The sequence below is a fragment of the Pseudomonas sp. CNPSo 3701 genome (assembly GCF_028674975.1).
GTDB classification, from domain to species: domain Bacteria; phylum Pseudomonadota; class Gammaproteobacteria; order Pseudomonadales; family Pseudomonadaceae; genus Aquipseudomonas; species Aquipseudomonas straminea.
On sequence record NZ_JAQZSI010000002.1, the window covers coordinates 317327 to 334133 of the forward strand.

A 16807-nucleotide genomic window follows, 5' to 3' on the forward strand; every position below is an offset into this window, starting at 1 on the left:
GGTAGCCACCCTTAATAAGTACGAACTTTGGGTTCAAATGCCGGTACGGTCTTCGGAGAGAAGTTGACATCGCGCTTGGCGACGCGTTTCTCACCTGGGAAGTACAGGCTGTGGCACAACCAGTTGGTGTCGTCACGGTCTTCGAAGTCTTCACGGGCGTGGGCGCCGCGAGACTCGGTACGGGTGTCGGCTGCGATAGCAGTGGCTTCGGCGACTTCCAGCAGGTTCTGCAGCTCCAGCGCTTCGATACGCGCGGTGTTGAAGGCCTGGCTCTTGTCGTTGATCTTGACCTTGGCGATACGCTCGCGCAGGTCGGCCAACTGAGCGATGCCCTTCTTCATGTATTCGCCGGTGCGGAATACGCCGAAGTAGTTCTGCATGCACGACTGCAGCTCGCGCTTGAGGGTGGCAACGTCTTCGCCGCTGCTACGCTCGTTGACGCCGGCCAGACGGCCCAGCGACAGCTCGATGTCGGTTTCGCTGGCACCACGGACTTCCACGCCTTCTTTCAGCGCTTTTTCCAGGTGCAGGCCAGCGGCGCGACCGAACACCACCAGGTCGAGCAGCGAGTTGCCGCCCAGGCGGTTGGCACCGTGAACCGAAACGCAAGCCACTTCGCCCACGGCGAACAGACCTTCGATGATCTTGTCGTTGCCGTTGGCATCCTGGGTGATGGCCTGACCATGAATGTTGGTGGCAACGCCGCCCATCATATAGTGGCAGGTCGGGATGACCGGAACCGGCGCGACAACCGGATCGACGTGCGCGAAGGTTTTGGACAGCTCGCAGATGCCTGGCAGGCGGCTGTGCAGTACTTCTTCGCCCAGGTGATCGAGCTTCAGCAGTACATGGTCCTTGTTCGGGCCACAGCCGTTGCCGGCGATGACTTCCTTGACCATGGAACGGGCCACGACGTCACGACCGGCGAGGTCCTTGGCGTTGGGCGCATAGCGCTCCATGAAGCGCTCGCCATGGGCGTTGATCAGGTAACCACCCTCACCACGGCAGCCTTCGGTAACCAGCACACCAGCACCGGCGATACCGGTCGGGTGGAACTGCCACATTTCGATGTCTTGCACCGGCACGCCGGCACGCAGGGCCATGCCCACGCCGTCACCGGTGTTGATCAGGGCATTGGTGGTGGAGGCGTAGATACGGCCGGCACCGCCAGTGGCCAGAACTACAGCCTTGGAACGGATATAAACGGTTTCGCCGGTCTCGATGCAGATGGCGATGACGCCGACGATGGCGCCGTCCTGATTCTTGACCAGATCGACCGCGTACCACTCGTTGAGGAACGAGGTACCCGCTTTCAGGTTGGCCTGATATAGGGTGTGCAGCAGTGCGTGACCGGTACGGTCGGCCGCGGCGCAAGTACGGGCAGCCTGAGTCGGGTTATCCGGCCCCTTGGACTGGCCACCGAACGGACGCTGATAGATGCGGCCCTGCTCGGTGCGGGAGAACGGCAGGCCCATGTGCTCGAGTTCGAACACGGCTTCGGGGCCTACGGAACACATGTATTCGATCGCGTCCTGGTCACCGATGTAATCGGAACCCTTGACGGTGTCGTACATGTGCCAGCGCCAGTCGTCGTTCGGATCGTTCGAAGCGATGGCACAGGTGATACCGCCCTGGGCGGATACGGTGTGCGAACGGGTCGGGAAGACCTTGGTGACCACTGCTGTCTTGTGACCGCCTTGCGCCAACTGCAGAGCAGCGCGCATACCGGCACCGCCACCACCGACAATGATGGCGTCATAGGAAAGAGTACGAATGCTAGTCATGAATCAGAAACCCCAAAGAATCTGCACGCCCCAGACGAAGAACACGAACATGGCGATGCCACACGCGGCCTGGAACAGAAAACGCACGGCTGTTGCCCACTTGCCCAGCGCGGTTTGCGTCAGGTAGTCGGTGGAAATGGTCCACATGCCTACCCAGGCGTGAACGCCCAGCGCGACGAGGGTCAACAGACTGAAGATGCGCATTGCATTATTGGAGAACAGGCCGTGCCATTGGGCGTAGCCCATGCCTGGGTTCAGAACGACGTAGCCCAGCAGGAAGAGGACATAAGCCGCGAGCACGACTGCAGAAACACGCTGGGCCATCCAGTCATAGAGGCCCGAGCGCGAGAAATTCGTGACATTAGTTACCATATCCACACCCCCAGCAGCACGATCAGGATTACCGCTACGACGAGAACGATTTTGGAACCCAGCTTGCCGCCTTCCAGCGTCTCACCGACTCCAGCATCCATGATCAAGTGGCGCACACCGGCCACCAGGTGGTACAGCAGAGCGGACAGCAGTCCCCAGATCACGAACTTGGCCAGCGGGCTGGTCAAGCATTCTTTCACCTGAGCGAAGCCCTCTTCCGAAGACAGCGACTTGTCGAGCCCGTAAAGCAGCACGGCAATGCCGAGGAAAAGGATCACACCAGAAATACGGTGAAGAATGGACGTGTAAGCGGTGACTGGGAGCTTTATCGTCCGAAGGTCTAAGTTTACAGGTCGTTGGCTATTCACGGCTTTATTATCACACTGAGAGCCCCAGCTATCAGGGCTGAGTTGTCGGGAAGCGCACTGGTCAGGTACCCATCACCCAAGGAGTGACAACCACCAGAAACCGGGCTCAAAGCCCTTGGCGGTCGGGCGCAGAGTATAGACAGTTAGGTCGCTAATGACAACGCGAATACCCCTACCTAATAGCGATTGCGTCAAGCCTGGAAATGCCGTAAAAGGGCGCGCCTTTTTGTCGCAGACAGGCCACTCAAACCCTTCTATTGCCTGGGTTTTCGCAAATTGACTTTCAGATTCATAACACTATAGTGATGCGGGCCCTGCGTGGGGGGCCGACTGATGATTCCAAGCATAACTAGGAGGCCACACATGGCTGACAAAAAAGCGCAGTTGATCATCGAGGGCGCAGCCCCCGTAGAGCTGCCCGTTTTATCCGGCACCGTTGGCCCAGATGTGATCGACGTGCGGAGCCTGACTGCCACGGGCAACTTCACCTTCGACCCCGGTTTCATGTCGACCGCTTCATGCGAGTCGAAGATCACCTATATTGACGGTGACAAGGGCGTACTGCTGCATCGCGGCTACCCCATCGAACAGCTGGCTGAAAAAGCCGACTACCTGGATACCTGCTACCTGCTGCTCAACGGCGAACTGCCGAACGAAGACCAGAAGGCCCAGTTCGTCAGCACCATCAAGAACCACACCATGGTTCACGAGCAACTGAAGACCTTCTTCAACGGTTTCCGTCGTGACGCCCACCCGATGGCCGTCATGTGTGGTGTGGTTGGCGCCCTCTCCGCCTTCTATCACGACTCCCTGGACATCAAGAACCCGCAGCACCGCGACATTTCCGCGATGCGCCTGGTCGCCAAGATGCCGACCATCGCTGCCATGGTGTACAAGTACTCCAAGGGCGAGCCGATGATGTACCCGCGTAACGACCTGAACTACGCGGAAAACTTCCTGCACATGATGTTCAACACCCCGTGCGAGACCAAGCCGATCAGCCCTGTGCTGGCCAAGGCCATGGACCGCATTTTCATCCTGCACGCCGACCACGAGCAGAATGCTTCCACTTCCACCGTGCGCCTGGCGGGCTCCTCGGGTGCCAACCCGTTCGCCTGTATTGCTGCCGGTATCGCCGCGCTCTGGGGCCCGGCCCACGGCGGTGCGAACGAAGCCGTACTGGCCATGCTGGACGAAATCGGCGACGTGTCGAACATCGACAAGTTCATCGCCAAGGCCAAGGACAAGGACGATCCGTTCAAGCTCATGGGCTTCGGTCACCGCGTCTACAAGAACTTCGACCCGCGCGCCCAGGTCATGAAGCAGACCTGCGACGAGGTTCTGGCCGAGCTGGGCATCAACGACCCGCAGCTGGAACTGGCCATGAAGCTCGACGAGATCGCCCGTAACGATCCGTACTTCAAGGAGCGCAACCTGTACCCGAACGTCGACTTCTACTCGGGGATCATCCTCAAGGCGATCGGCATTCCAACCAGCATGTTCACCGTGATCTTCGCCCTGGCGCGTACCGTCGGCTGGATTTCGCACTGGAAGGAAATGCTCTCCGGTCCGTACAAGATCGGCCGCCCGCGCCAGCTGTACACCGGCCCGACCCAGCGCGACATCAAGCGCTAATCCGCTCGCGCTGCGTTACCGAAAGCCCATATCCACGGATATGGGCTTTTTCATTTCTGTCCCCCTCGCCCAGGCTTTATCATGGCGCCCTGTTTCCAGCACCAGGCCGTTCATGAAATTCGCCATTGCCCTGTTTTCGCCGCCTTCGGCGCCCTCCTCCCGCCGCGCCCTGCGCTTCGCAGAAGCCGCGTTGCAGAGCGGACATGAGATCTCGCGCCTGTTCTTCTACGCCGACGGCGTGTACAGCGCTTCCGGCAACATCGTCAGCCCTCAGGATGAAACCGACGTCGCGCGCCAGTGGCGCGAACTCGTCGCCAGCAACGGGCTCGACGGTGTGGTATGCATAGCTGCTGCACTGCGCCGTGGCGTGCTGGATGAGCAGGAGGCGCGTCGCTACGAACGCGAAGCCGCCAACCTGCCCGCGCCCTGGGTACTTTCCGGTTTGGGCCAGCTGCACGAAGCGGCGCAAGAGGCTGACCGGCTGATCTGTTTCGGAGGTGACTGAGATGAGTCAATCCCTGCTGATCATCAGCCGCCAGGCGCCCTGGAACGGCACCGGCGCCCGCGAAGCCTTGGATATCGCCCTGGCCGGTGGCGCCTTCGACCTGCCCATCGGCCTGCTGTTTCTCGATGACGGCGTGCTGCAACTGGCTGTCGGGCAAGCGCCTCAGGCCGTGCAGCAGAAAGATCTGACCGCCAATCTGCAGGCCCTGCCGATGTTCGGCGTCGAAGCGCTGTATGCCTGTGCCCATAGCCTGGCGCAGCGCGGCCTGAGCGACACCTCGCTGGCCGTCGAGCGCCTGGACACCGACGGTCTGCGCGCCCTTATCGACCGCTACGACCAGGTGATCACCCTGTGATGAAGACGCTGCACGTTATCTCCAGCTCCCCGTTCAGCGACGACAGCCTGAGCAGTTGCCTGCGCCTGCTGGGCAATGGCGATGGCCTGCTGCTGTGCGGCGACGCTACCTACGCCGCACGACCGGGCACCCACCACGCCGAAGCGCTGGCAGCGCTGCAGGGCGTCGCGCTGTATGCCCTGGCCGAAGACATCCAGGCCCGCGGGCTCAAGCCTGCGGTAGATATCCAGCAGGTCGACTATCCGGGCTTTGTCGCCCTCGCCTGCCAGTTCAGCAAGGTGAACACCTGGTTATGAGCGCCCTGATCGTCAACGACCGCAGCATCGAACTGGACAAGGACGGCTACCTGCTCGAACTGCAGGACTGGTCCGGCGAGGTGGCCGCCGCGCTGGCTGCCCGTGAGCAGCTGGACTTGAGCGCTGAACACTGGGAAATCCTCGAGCTGTTGCGCGCTTTCTACGCCGAGTTTCAGCTGTCGCCGGCCAATCGCCCGCTAATCAAGTACGTCGCCCTCAAGCTGGGGCCGGACAAGGGCAACAGTCTGCACCTCAATCGCCTATTCAACGGCGCACCCGCCAAACTCGCCGCCAAGCTGGCGGGCCTGCCCAAGCCGACCAATTGCCTATGAACCTCGTCACACCCGAAGAACACCCGTTCGCCGCCTTCGTGCGCATCCTCGGCAAGGGCAAGCGCGGCGCGCGCAACCTGACCCGCGAAGAAGCCCGGGAGGCCATGGGCATGATCCTCGACGGCAAGGTCGAGGACGCCCAGCTCGGCGCTTTTCTGATGCTCCTGCGCCACAAGGAGGAAAGCGCCGAGGAAATGGCCGGCTTTACCGAAGCGGTGCGTGCCCGCCTGGCTGCGCCCGCCATCCAGGTCGATTTCGACTGGCCGACCTACGCCGGCAAGAAGCGCCATCTGCCCTGGTTCCTGCTCGCCGGCAAAGCCCTGGCGAACAGCGGCCTGCGCATCTTCATGCATGGCGGCGGCGCGCACACCGCCGGGCGGCTGTACAGCGAGCAACTGCTTGGCGAGCTGGAGATCCCGCTGTGTCGCAACTGGGACGAGGTTTCGCGCAATCTGGAGCACCGCAACCTGGCTTTCATGCCGCTGGGCGACTGGATGCCGGCCCTGCAGCGCATGATCGACCTGCGCAACGTACTGGGCCTGCGCTCACCAATCCACTCGCTGGCGCGCATTCTCAATCCGCTGGCGGCGCGTTGCGGCCTGCAGAGCATCTTCCACCCCGGTTATCAGGCCGTGCACCGCGAGGCCAGCCAGTTGCTCGGCGATCACGCCATCGTGGTCAAGGGTGACGGTGGTGAGATCGAGCTGAACCCGGATGCCGTCTGCCATCTGTATGGCACCGAGAACGGCGAGAACTGGGACGAAGACTGGCCGATGCTCTCCGAGCGCCGCCACGTAAAACCCGAGCGTCTCGATCCGGCTCATCTGCAAGCCGTGTGGCGCGGCGAAGCCGAAGATGCCTATGGCCAGTTGGCGATCATCGCCACCATGGCGCTGGCCCTGCGCGGGCTTGGCCTGCAGCGCGAAGCCGCGTTTGCGGAGGCGGAAAAACGCTGGCAGGCGCGCCACCTATCGAGTCAGCCGATTCGTTGAACCCGGTTTTTAAGGCTTGTGTCGATAGCTGACTGAGTAGACTCCAGGCATCGACTGAAACGGGGGAAAACGACATGGGCTTGCTGATCGAAGGCCAATGGCACGACCAGTGGTATGACACGGGCGCGGGCGGGCGCTTCAAGCGCGAAAACGCCCAACGCCGCAACTGGATCACCGCCGACGGTTCGGCCGGGCCGTCCGGAGAGAGTGGCTTCGCCGCCGAAGCCGGTCGCTATCACCTTTATGTTTCGCTGGCCTGCCCTTGGGCGCACCGTACGCTGATTTTGCGCAGCCTCAAGGGCCTCGAGCCACTGATCGACGTGTCGGTGGTCAGCTGGCTGATGCGCGAGAACGGTTGGACCTTCGACCGCGAACACGGCTCCAGTGGCGACGCTCTGGACGACTTTGCCTTCCTGCACCAGCGCTACACCCAAGATGACCCGGACTACACAGGCCGCGTCACCGTGCCGCTGCTGTGGGACAAACAACAGCAACGTATTGTCAGCAACGAATCGGCGGAAATCATCCGCATGTTCAACTCTGCGTTCGACGGCATTACCGGCAACCGCCTGGACTTCTACCCCGAGCATCTGCGCGGTGAAATCGACGCGCTCAATGAGCGCATCTACCCGGCAGTCAACAACGGCGTATACCGAGCCGGCTTTGCCACCACCCAGGAGGCCTATGAAGAAGCCTTCGATGAAGTGTTCGATGAGCTGACGGTGTTGGAAACCCGCCTGGGGCAATCGCGCTATCTGGCTGGCGAGCACCTGACCGAAGCCGACTGGCGGCTGTTCACCACCCTGGTGCGTTTCGACGCCGTGTACCACGGCCACTTCAAGTGCAATCTGCGGCGCATCGCCGATTACCCGAACCTCAGCAATTGGCTGCGCGAACTCTACCAGTGGCCCGGGGTGGCGGCGACCGTGGACATGCGGCACATCCAGCACCACTACTACGCCAGCCACCAGACCATCAACCCGACCGGCATCGTGCCCAAGGGCCCGGCACTGGACTTCGACGCGCCCCACGACCGCGAGCGCCTGCCGGGCAAAGGCGTCTATCGCCACACTTGATCAAAGACGTAGCCCGGGTCGAGCGCAGCGACACCCGGGCTCTTCCCCACGATTGAGCAATGATCCCAGGTTACGCCTGCGGCTAACCCAGGCTACGGTTCACTCTGACTTCTCAACTTCCTCGAGCTGCTGCACATCCCAGCCGCCGCCAAGCGCGGCGATCAGTTGCACGCTGGCGGTCAGGCGGCTGCCGAGCAGGGTCAGGGCGTTACGCTCGTTGCTCAACGCCGTGGCCTGCACGTTGACCACGCTGTTGTAGTCCACGGTGCCTGCACGGTATTGGTTTTCGATCAGGCGCAGCGATTCGCGCGCTGACTCCAGCGCCTGGCCCTGCACCTCGGCTTCGCGGCTCAAAACCCGCTGCTGCACCAGGTAGTCCTCGACCTCGCGGAAGCTGTCGAGCACCGCCTGGCGGTACTGGGCGACGGTCTGGTCGTAAGCCGCTTCGACCCGTTCGCTCTCGGCGCTGCGCCGGCCGCCGTCGAATAGGGTCAGGGCCAGTTGCGGGCCCACCGACCAGAAACGGTTAGGCAGGTTGATCCAGTCGGCGAAGCTGCTGCCGCGGTAGCCGCCCGTGGCAGAAATGGTCAGGTCAGGAAACCAGGCAGCCTTGGCCACGCCGATTTCGGCGTTGGCGGCGATCACCCGGCGCTCGGCAGCGGCTACGTCCGGGCGACGCTCCAGCAATTGCGAAGGCACGCTGGCCGGCACCTCAGGCAGTGTCGGCAGGCTATCGCGGCGGGCGATGCTGACCTCGCTCGGCGGCACGCCGATCAGCACGGCAATGGCATGTTCGAGTTGCGCGCGCTGCCACTGCAGGTCGATGGCCTGGGCTTCGGTGCTGCGCAGCTGGGTCATGGCCTGGGCGACGTCCGAGCGCGGCACGATGCCGGCCCGATACTGGTTTTCGGTCAGCCGTAGCGAGCGCTGGTAAGCCGCGACCGTAGCGTCGAGCAGGCGCTGCTGCTCGTCCAGTACACGCAATTGCAGATAGCTCTGCACCAGTTCGGACTGCAGGCTCAAACGCACAGCGGCGAGGTCGGCCGCGCTGGCTTCGAAGGCGGCGCGGTTGGATTCCAGTCCACGGCGCAGATTGCCCCACACATCCAGCTCCCAGCTGGCGTTGAGGCTCAGATCGTAGTTCTTGCTGATGCTCGACGAGCTGCCGCCGCCAATGGCGATGCCGTCCGAAGTCCGCAGCGTGCTGTCACCGCCGCCCTGCCCGGCCCGGGTCATCCCAGCGCTGGTCGACAGAGTCGGGAAGAACGCTGCACGGCCGCTGCGCAGCAAGGCGCGGGCCTGACGGTACTGGGCTTCGGAGGCGGCCAGATTCTGATTGGAAACGTTCAGGCGACCGACCAGCGCATTCAGCTCGCCATCGCCATACAGCTCCCACCAGGCGCCCCGTGCCAGGGCGTCGGCCGGCACGGCGGCCTTCCAGCCTTCGGCCTGCTTGAAGGCGACAGGCGTGTCGATATCCGGGCGCTGGTAGTCCGGGCCGACGGCGCAACCGGCCAGGGCGATGCTGAGCGCCAGCAGACAGAGGGTTCGAGGGGCAAAGGTCATAGAGGCGTTTCCAGAGCGGCATCAGTACGCACGCCGCGCCAGCGGTTGACCCGGTGGCGCAAGCGGTCGAGATAGAGGTAGACCACAGGCGTGGTGTAAAGCGTGAGGATCTGGCTGAGAATCAGCCCGCCGACAATGGTGATGCCCAGCGGTTGGCGCATCTCGGAGCCTTCGGCGCTGCCGAGCATCAGCGGCAAGGCGCCGAGCAGCGCTGCCAGGGTGGTCATCATGATCGGCCGGAAGCGCAGCAAACAGGCGCGGCGGATCGATTCGGCCGGGCTCAGATGCTCGTGACGCTCGAGCTGCAGCGCCAGGTCGATCATCAGAATGGCGTTCTTCTTCACCACGCCGATCAGCAGGAACAGCCCCAGCAGCGAGATCAGGCTGAACTCGGTATTGAGCAGCTTCAGCGCGAGCAGCGCACCGACACCCGCCGAGGGTAGCGTGGAGAGAATGGTCAGCGGGTGCACGTAGCTCTCGTAAAGCACGCCGAGCACAATGTACACCACCACCAGCGACATCAGGATCATCCACGGCTGGTTCTTCTGGGTCTGCTGGAATGCGCCGCCCGTGCCGCCCAGGGTGCCTTGCACATCAGTCGGCAACGCGATACGCGCCACGGCGAGGTTGATGGCGCGGGTCGCCTGGTCGAGGCTGACGCCTTCGGCCAGGGAGAAGCCGATATTCTCCACGGCGAACTGACCCTGGTGGCTGATGCGGTCATCTTCCAGACTGTTTTCCCAGTGGGCAATGGCCGACAGCGGCACCCGCGCACCGTCGGCGGTGATCAACTGAATCTGCGCCAGGGACTCAGGGCTCTGGGCATAGCGCGGGTTGATCTCCATCACCACGCTGTACTGATTGAGGGCGTCATAGATGGTGGAGATCTGCCGCTGGCTGAAGGCGTTGTTGAGCACGCCGGTGACCAGACTCATGTCCACGCCCAGACGCTTGGCCTCGTCGCGGTCGACCACCAGGCGAATCTGTGGTGCGCCGCCGTCCTCGGTGGCGTCGATATCGGTCAGCTCGGGCAACGCGCGTAACGCCTCGCGCACCTTGGGCAGCCACTCGCGCAGCGCGTCCAGGTCGTCGGACATCAGCATGTATTCGTTTTCCGAACTGCGCCCCTGGCGGCCGCCGACCTGAAGGTCCTGGTCAGGCATCAGGAACATCCGGCCACCGGGAATCTTCGGCACTTCCTTGCGCAGGCGGTCGATCACCTGCTGCGCCGAGATGTCGCGCTCCTTGATGGGCTTCAGGCGCACGATGATGATCGCGTTGTTGATGCCGCTATTACCGCCGATAAAGCCCGCCACGCTCTCCACCGCCGGATCGGCGAGGATCGCCCGGCGGTAGGCCTCCATCTTCGGCTGCATGACCTGGAACGACAGGCCGTTGTCGCCGCGGATAAAGCCCATCAGCTGACCGGTGTCCTGCTGGGGCATGAAGGTCTTGGGCACGATGACGAACAGGAACACGTTCAGAGCGATGGTCGCGAACAGGCTGATCAGCATCAGCAGCGAGTGGCGCAGCGCCCAGTCCAGGCTACGTTCGTAGCCGCGCACGATGCGCGCGCCGATACGCTCCAACCGCCCGGGTTCACGGGCTTCATGTTTAGGCTCGGGCTTGAGCCAACGAGCGCAAAGCATTGGCGTGAGGGTCAGCGACACCAGCAGGGAAATGACGATGGCCACCGCCAGGGTGATGGAGAACTCGCGGAACAAGCGCTCCACCAGCCCGCCCATAAACAATATGGAAAGGAACACCGCCACCAGCGAGACGTTCATCGACAAGAGCGTGAAACCCACCTCGCGGGCGCCCTTGAAGGCTGCCGCCATTGGCGTTTCCCCCGCCTCGATATGCCGGCTGATGTTCTCCAGCACCACGATGGCGTCGTCCACCACCAGGCCGGTGGCGATGATCAGCGCCATCAGCGACAGGTTGTTCAGCGAGAAGCCGAGCAGATACATGGCGGCGAACGAGCCGACCAGCGACACCGGCACCGCCAAGGCGGGAATCAGCGCCGCGCGCCAGCGGCGCAGAAATGCAAAGACCACCAGAATCACCAGCACCACGGCGATCAGCAGGGTGTGCTCGGCCTCCTTGAGGGTGGCGCGGATCACCGGCGAGCGGTCCATGGCCACTTCCAGATCGGCACTGGCCGGGATCACGCTGCGCAGCTCGGGCAGCAAGGCGCGGATGCCGGCGACGGTCTCGATGATGTTCGCCCCGCTCTGCCGGTTGACCACCACCAGCACGGCCTGCTTGTCGTTGTAGAAACCGCTGTTGTAGCGATCCTGCACGCCGTCGGTGACCTGGGCGACATCGCCCAGGCGAATCGCCGCGCCGTCCTGGTAGCGGATAATCATCGGCACGTAGTCGGCGGCGCGCTCCAGCTGGTCGCTGGCCTGCACCTGCCAGTGACGCCCGGCATCCTCAACCGCGCCCTTGGGTCGCTTGGCGTTGGCGGCAGCGATGGTCGAACGCACGTCGTCCAGGGCCACGCCGTACTGCTCGAGCAGGCGCGGCTCCAGGGCCACGCGTACGGCCGGCAGGGAACTGCCACCGATCTGCACTTCACCAACGCCAGTGACCTGGGACAGCTTCTGGCCGACGATGGTCGAGGCGACGTCGTACAGCTGGCCCTTGTCGAGCACGCTGGAGGTCAGCGACAGCACCATGATCGGTGCTTGGGACGGATTGATCTTGCGGTAGGTGGGCATGCTGCGCATGCCGCTGGGCAACAGCTCGCGCGAGGCGTTGATGGCTGCTTGTACCTCGCGGGCCGCAGCGTTGATGTCACGGTCAAGATCGAACTCGATCATGATCCGCGTGTTGCCCTGGCTGCTGTTGCTGTTCATCTGGCTGACGCCGGCGATGGCGCCCAGCGAACGCTCCAGCGGCGTGGCCACGGTGGCGGCCATCACCTGGGGGCTGGCACCGGGCAGGCTGGCCTGCACGGTGATCACCGGAAAGTCCATGTTCGGCAGCGGCGCCACCGGCAACAAGCCGAAACTGACACCACCGAGCAGCATGATCGCCAGGCTCAGCAGCAACGTGGCCACCGGGCGGCGGATGAAAGGTGCCGAGAGATTCATGCGCTTGACACGCCCGCCGCACTGCGGCCGCTGAAACGCCGGGCCAGGCGATCAAAGTACAGGTAGATCACCGGAGTGGTGAACAGGGTGAGGACCTGGCTGAGCAGCAAGCCACCTACCATCACCAGGCCCAGGGGCTGGCGCAGCTCGGCGCCAGAGCCCGAGGCGAGCATCAGCGGGATAGCGCCGAACAACGCTGCCAGGGTGGTCATCAGGATCGGCCGGAAGCGCAGCAGCGCCGCCTGGTAGATCGCGTCATGGGGCGTCATGCCTTGGTGGCGCTCGGCGTCCAGGGCAAAGTCGATCATCATGATGGCGTTCTTCTTGACGATGCCAATCAACAGGATGATGCCGATGATCGCGATCAGCCCCAGGTCGTTACCGGTCAGCAGCAGCGCCAGCAAGGCGCCGACGCCGGCCGACGGCAGGGTCGAGAGGATGGTGATCGGGTGGATGTAGCTCTCGTAGAGCACGCCGAGCACGATGTACATGGTCACCACCGCTGCCAGGATCAGCAACAGCGTCGACGACAGCGAGGCGCGGAACGCCTCGGCGGCGCCCTGGAAATTGACCTGTAAGCTGACCGGCATGTCGATTTCCTGCTGCACCCGCTCGATCACCGCCACTGCGTCGCCCAGAGCAACGCCGGGGCTGAGGTTGAACGACAGCGTCGCCGCCGGGAACTGGCCGATATGGTTAATCAACAGGCTCGCGGCGCGCTCCTCGACATGGGCCAGGGACGACAGCGGCACTTGCTCGCCATCAGCGGTGGCCACATGGATCTGGCGCAGCGCGGCCGGGCCGATGCTACCGGCGTTGGCGCTCTCCAGCACCACGCGGTACTGGCTGGCCTGGGTGTAGATGGTGGAGATCTGCCGCTGACCGAAGGCGTCGTATAGCGCGTCGTCGATGTTCGCCACGCTCACGCCCAGGCGACCGGCCATGTCGCGGTCGATGTTCAGGTACACCTGCAGGCCGCGGCTCTGCAGATCGCTGGTCACGTCGCTGAGTTCGGGCTGCTGACGCAGTGCCTCGACCATCTTGGTCGACCAGGTTTCCAGCAGCGCCGGATCCGGCGACTCCAGACTGAACTGGAACTGGGTACGGCTGACCCGATCCTCGATGGACAGATCCTGAACCGGCTGCAGGAACAGCTCGATACCCGGCAGCTTGGCGAGTTCCGGGCGCAGCCGCTCGATCACCTGACTGGCATTGACGTCACGCTCGGCGTGGGGCTTGAGGTTGATCAGCATGCGCCCGCTATTGAGCGTCGGGTTGTCGCCATCCACACCGATATAGGACGACAGGCTGGCCACCGCCGGATCCTTGAGGATCACGTCGGCCAGGCGCTGCTGACGCTCGCTCATGGCGCTGAAGGAAATCGACTGCGGCGCCTCGGAAATACCCTGGATCACGCCGGTGTCCTGCACCGGAAAGAAGCCCTTGGGCACCGCCAGGTACAGCACCACGGTCAGTGCCATAGTGCCGATGGCCACCAGCAGGGTAAGCGGCTGGTGCCGCAGCACCCAGCGCAGGCCCACTGAATAGCGCTCGATCATGCGGTCGATAACGGCCCCAGCACCGCGGTAGAAGCGCCCCTGCTCCGCTTCCGGCTCGTGCCTGAGCAGGCGTGCGCACATCATCGGCGTCAGCGTCAGGGAAATTACCAGGGAAATCAGGATGGCCACCGCCAGGGTGATGGCGAACTCGCGGAACAGCCGCCCCACTACATCGGCCATGAACAGCAGTGGGATCAGCACGGCGATCAGCGACAGGGTCAGCGATACCAGGGTGAAGCCGATCTGTTTGGCCCCCTTGAGCGCGGCGTTGAGCGGCGTCTCGCCATCTTCCAGATGACGGGCGATGTTCTCCAGCATGACGATGGCGTCGTCGACCACAAAACCGGTGGCGATGGTCAGCGCCATCAGCGTCAGGTTGTTGACCGTGAAACCGGCCAGGTACATGACGCCAAAGGTGCCGATCAGCGACAGCGGCACCACAACCGACGGAATCAGGGTGGCCGATACCTTGCGCAGGAACAGGAAAGTGACCATAACCACCAGGGCAATGGCCAGCATCAGCTCGTGCTGCACGTCACGCACGGCGGCGCGGATGGTCTGGGTGCGGTCGGTGAGCACCGTCACCTCGACGCTGGCCGGCAAACCCTGGGTCAGGTTGGGCAGCAGGGCCTGGATGCGATCGACCACATCGATGACGTTGGCGCCCGGCTGGCGCTGTACGTTGACCAGAACCGCGCTGTTCTGGTTGGCCCAAGCGGCCAGGCGCTGGTTCTCGGCGCCGTCGACGATATCCGCCACGTCGCGCAGGCGCAGCGCCGCGCCGTTGGCGTAGGAGAGGATCAGGTCGCGGTATTCGTCGGCCGAACGCAGCTGGTCGTTGGCGTCGAGCTGGGACACCCGCGTCGGACCGTCGAAGTTGCCCTTGGGCTGATTGACGTTGCTTGCGTTGATCAGCGTGCGCACGTCGGAAAGATTCAGACCATAGGCCGCCAGGGCCTCGGGATTGACACGGATGCGCACGGCCGGGCGCTGACCACCGGCCAGCGATACCAGGCCGACGCCGGTGGTTTGCGCCAGTTTCTGTGCAAGGCGCGTGTCAACCAGGTCATTGACCTTGGGCAGCGGCATTTCCTTGGACGTCACCGCCAGGGTCAGCACTGGCGTGTCCGCCGGGTTGACCTTGCTGTACACCGGCGGCGCCGGCAGGTCGCCCGGCAGCAGATTGGTGGCACCATTGATGGCCGCCTGCACCTCTTGCTCGGCGACATCCAGCTGCACTTCCAGGTTGAAGCGCAGGGTGATCACCGAGGCGCCACCGGAGCTGGTCGAAGACATCTGCTGCAAGCCGGCCATCTGCCCGAACTGGCGCTCCAGCGGCGCGGTTACGGCGCTGGTCATCACGTCGGGGCTAGCGCCGGGATACAGAGTCATCACCCGGATGGTCGGGTAGTCCACCTCGGGTAGCGCCGAAACGGGCAACAAACGGTAGGCGATCACACCGCTCAAGAAGATCGCCAGCATGATCAGCGTGGTAGCGACCGGTCGCAGGATGAACAGGCGTGAGACGTTCATGGAGCGCTGCGCACCCGCGGAGCGGCTTCCCCGGTGGCGGGTGGCTCGCTGGCACCCTCGCCGATCACTTCGACCTTGTTGCCTTCACGCAGGCGGTCGGTACCTTCGACCACCACGCGCTCGCCCGCCGCGACGCCATCCTCGATCACCGTGAACTCGCCATCGCTGGGGCCGACCTTGATCTTGCGCACCTGTACCTTATCCTCGCCATCGATCACGTAGGCGAAGGTGCCGCTGGCGCCGAACTGCACGGCGGCTATTGGCACCACCAGGGCGTCGTTGCGCACCGAGACCTGCAAGCGGGTGTTGATGAACTGGTTGGGGAACAGCATCTCGTCGGCGTTCTCGAAGCGTGCCTTGAGCTTGACCGTACCAGTGGCGGTGTCGATCTGGTTGTCCAGGCTCTCCAGCTCGCCTTCGGCCAGCTGCTGCTTCTCGCTGCGGTCCCAGGCCTGCACCACCAGTTTCTGCTCCGCGCGCACCTGCTTGAGCACGCTCGGCAGCTCGCCTTCGGGCAGGGTGAACATCACCGAAATCGGCCGCGTCTGGGTGATCACCACGATGGGGTCGGTATCGCCGGACGCCACCAGGTTGCCCAGGTCGACCTGGCGGATGCCCAGGCGGCCGTCGATGGGCGCGCGCACCTTGGTGAAATCAAGGTTCAGCTTGGCGTTGGCCACGGCCGCCTGGTTGTTCTGCAGGGTGCCGCGGTACTGGTTGACCAGCGCGTCCTGGGTGTCCAGGGTCTGGCGGGCGATGGAGTCTTCCTTGAACAGCCCGCGGTACAGCGCCAGGTCCTTCTCGGCGGCGCGCAGCTGGGCCTGGTTCTCGGCCAGGGTGCCCTGGGCCTGCTGCAGGGCGATCTCGTAGGGGCGCGGGTCGATCTGTACCAGTACGTCACCGGCCTTGACCGGCTGGCCATCCTTGAACAGCACCTTGGTCAGCTGACCGTCGACGCGGGCACGTACATTGGCGGTGTTGTAGGCGGTCACCGTACCCAGGGCCTTGAGCACGATGGGAAAATCACGGGACTCAACCTGGGCGATGCGCACCGGTACGTTGTCGAAGCCCCAGCCAGTCATACCCTTGGGTTCCTGTTTGCTCGGCCAGAACCACCAGATCAGCACGATGACCAATGCCAGCAACAACAGGCCGATAAGCCACTGACGTTTGGAGGATGGGGTTCTCGACGCTGCATTTACTTCAGACATGGGCCAATCGCTTCGGGTGAGGAGCGTGAACGATAAGCACTCCTCGACATGAAGCAAAGCCTCTTTACCGGCTATTTACCTTCACACCTGAATTTAAGTGATAAATGCATTACTCAGCTGCCGAT

At 63.4% G+C, this 16807-nt stretch carries 14 protein-coding genes; 7 read left to right on the forward strand and 7 right to left on the reverse strand.

Features of this window, described 5'->3' with window-relative positions; all coding sequences use genetic code 11:
• Positions 1-11 precede the first annotated feature (11 nt).
• Genes sdhA through sdhC form a run of 3 tightly spaced genes read right to left on the reverse strand, consistent with a single transcriptional unit; the run spans position 12 to position 2524 of the window.
• A complete protein-coding gene (gene sdhA / locus PVA39_RS08290; RefSeq protein WP_093504476.1) occupies positions 12-1784 on the reverse strand; it encodes a succinate dehydrogenase flavoprotein subunit in 1773 nt (590 codons plus the stop codon).
• A gap of 3 nt (positions 1785-1787) precedes the next feature.
• Positions 1788-2156, reverse strand: coding sequence for a succinate dehydrogenase, hydrophobic membrane anchor protein (sdhD, locus tag PVA39_RS08295; RefSeq protein WP_093504474.1), 369 nt, complete (start codon positions 2154-2156; stop codon positions 1788-1790).
• Complete coding sequence (gene sdhC / locus PVA39_RS08300) at positions 2150-2524, reverse strand: succinate dehydrogenase, cytochrome b556 subunit (RefSeq protein ID WP_093504472.1); 375 nt, start codon at positions 2522-2524, stop codon at positions 2150-2152. The genes sdhD and sdhC overlap by 7 nt, the downstream gene beginning before the upstream one ends.
• A gap of 363 nt (positions 2525-2887) precedes the next feature.
• Here sdhC and gltA point away from each other — a divergent pair, with 363 nt between their 5' ends.
• The 7 genes from gltA (at position 2888) to PVA39_RS08335 (ending at position 7715) form a co-directional block, all read left to right on the forward strand.
• Positions 2888-4159: a citrate synthase gene (gltA, locus tag PVA39_RS08305; protein ID WP_093504470.1), complete on the forward strand. Its 1272-nt coding sequence runs from the start codon at positions 2888-2890 to the stop codon at positions 4157-4159.
• Between the two features lie 112 nt (positions 4160-4271).
• The gene (gene tusD, locus PVA39_RS08310) at positions 4272-4664 is read left to right on the forward strand and encodes a sulfurtransferase complex subunit TusD (protein ID WP_274123666.1); all 393 of its coding nucleotides are present in this window, start codon (positions 4272-4274) and stop codon (positions 4662-4664) included.
• A 1-nt stretch (position 4665) separates the two neighbouring features.
• A complete protein-coding gene (tusC, locus tag PVA39_RS08315) occupies positions 4666-5019 on the forward strand; it encodes a sulfurtransferase complex subunit TusC (protein ID WP_274123667.1) in 354 nt (117 codons plus the stop codon).
• A complete protein-coding gene (tusB, locus tag PVA39_RS08320; protein WP_274123668.1) occupies positions 5019-5315 on the forward strand; it encodes a sulfurtransferase complex subunit TusB in 297 nt (98 codons plus the stop codon). Before tusC ends, tusB begins: the two co-directional genes overlap by 1 nt.
• Positions 5312-5647, forward strand: a complete 336-nt coding sequence (locus tag PVA39_RS08325; RefSeq protein WP_274123669.1) for a TusE/DsrC/DsvC family sulfur relay protein — start codon at positions 5312-5314, stop codon at positions 5645-5647. The genes tusB and PVA39_RS08325 overlap by 4 nt, the downstream gene beginning before the upstream one ends.
• A complete protein-coding gene (locus PVA39_RS08330) occupies positions 5644-6639 on the forward strand; it encodes a glycosyl transferase family protein (RefSeq protein ID WP_274123670.1) in 996 nt (331 codons plus the stop codon). Before PVA39_RS08325 ends, PVA39_RS08330 begins: the two co-directional genes overlap by 4 nt.
• A 74-nt stretch (positions 6640-6713) precedes the next feature.
• Positions 6714-7715, forward strand: coding sequence for a glutathione S-transferase family protein (locus tag PVA39_RS08335; RefSeq protein ID WP_274123671.1), 1002 nt, complete (start codon positions 6714-6716; stop codon positions 7713-7715).
• 99 nt (positions 7716-7814) lie between these two features.
• Here the strand turns inward: PVA39_RS08335 and PVA39_RS08340 are convergent, their stop codons facing one another.
• Genes PVA39_RS08340 through PVA39_RS08355 form a run of 4 tightly spaced genes read right to left on the reverse strand, consistent with a single transcriptional unit; the run spans position 7815 to position 16682 of the window.
• A complete protein-coding gene (locus PVA39_RS08340) occupies positions 7815-9281 on the reverse strand; it encodes an efflux transporter outer membrane subunit (RefSeq protein WP_274123672.1) in 1467 nt (488 codons plus the stop codon).
• On the reverse strand, positions 9278-12379 hold the full coding sequence (locus tag PVA39_RS08345; protein ID WP_274123673.1) for an efflux RND transporter permease subunit: 3102 nt from the start codon (positions 12377-12379) through the stop codon (positions 9278-9280). Before PVA39_RS08345 ends, PVA39_RS08340 begins: the two co-directional genes overlap by 4 nt.
• Positions 12376-15471 (reverse strand): MdtB/MuxB family multidrug efflux RND transporter permease subunit, encoded by a 3096-nt coding sequence (locus tag PVA39_RS08350; RefSeq protein WP_274123674.1) that lies wholly within the window; start codon positions 15469-15471, stop codon positions 12376-12378. The genes PVA39_RS08345 and PVA39_RS08350 overlap by 4 nt, the downstream gene beginning before the upstream one ends.
• A complete protein-coding gene (locus PVA39_RS08355) occupies positions 15468-16682 on the reverse strand; it encodes an MdtA/MuxA family multidrug efflux RND transporter periplasmic adaptor subunit (protein ID WP_274123675.1) in 1215 nt (404 codons plus the stop codon). The genes PVA39_RS08350 and PVA39_RS08355 overlap by 4 nt, the downstream gene beginning before the upstream one ends.
• Positions 16683-16807 lie beyond the last annotated feature (125 nt).

Coding starts and splice junctions, on each gene's coding strand:
- gltA (WP_093504470.1), top strand. CDS start 2,888: ATGGCTGACAAAAAAGCGCAGTTGATCATCGAGGGCGCAGCCCCCGTA.
- sdhD (WP_093504474.1), bottom strand. CDS start 2,156: ATGGTAACTAATGTCACGAATTTCTCGCGCTCGGGCCTCTATGACTGG.
- PVA39_RS08355 (WP_274123675.1), bottom strand. CDS start 16,682: ATGTCTGAAGTAAATGCAGCGTCGAGAACCCCATCCTCCAAACGTCAG.
- PVA39_RS08340 (WP_274123672.1), bottom strand. CDS start 9,281: ATGACCTTTGCCCCTCGAACCCTCTGTCTGCTGGCGCTCAGCATCGCC.
- sdhA (WP_093504476.1), bottom strand. CDS start 1,784: ATGACTAGCATTCGTACTCTTTCCTATGACGCCATCATTGTCGGTGGT.
- tusD (WP_274123666.1), top strand. CDS start 4,272: ATGAAATTCGCCATTGCCCTGTTTTCGCCGCCTTCGGCGCCCTCCTCC.
- PVA39_RS08325 (WP_274123669.1), top strand. CDS start 5,312: ATGAGCGCCCTGATCGTCAACGACCGCAGCATCGAACTGGACAAGGAC.
- PVA39_RS08335 (WP_274123671.1), top strand. CDS start 6,714: ATGGGCTTGCTGATCGAAGGCCAATGGCACGACCAGTGGTATGACACG.
- PVA39_RS08350 (WP_274123674.1), bottom strand. CDS start 15,471: ATGAACGTCTCACGCCTGTTCATCCTGCGACCGGTCGCTACCACGCTG.
- tusC (WP_274123667.1), top strand. CDS start 4,666: ATGAGTCAATCCCTGCTGATCATCAGCCGCCAGGCGCCCTGGAACGGC.
- PVA39_RS08345 (WP_274123673.1), bottom strand. CDS start 12,379: ATGAATCTCTCGGCACCTTTCATCCGCCGCCCGGTGGCCACGTTGCTG.
- PVA39_RS08330 (WP_274123670.1), top strand. CDS start 5,644: ATGAACCTCGTCACACCCGAAGAACACCCGTTCGCCGCCTTCGTGCGC.
- tusB (WP_274123668.1), top strand. CDS start 5,019: ATGAAGACGCTGCACGTTATCTCCAGCTCCCCGTTCAGCGACGACAGC.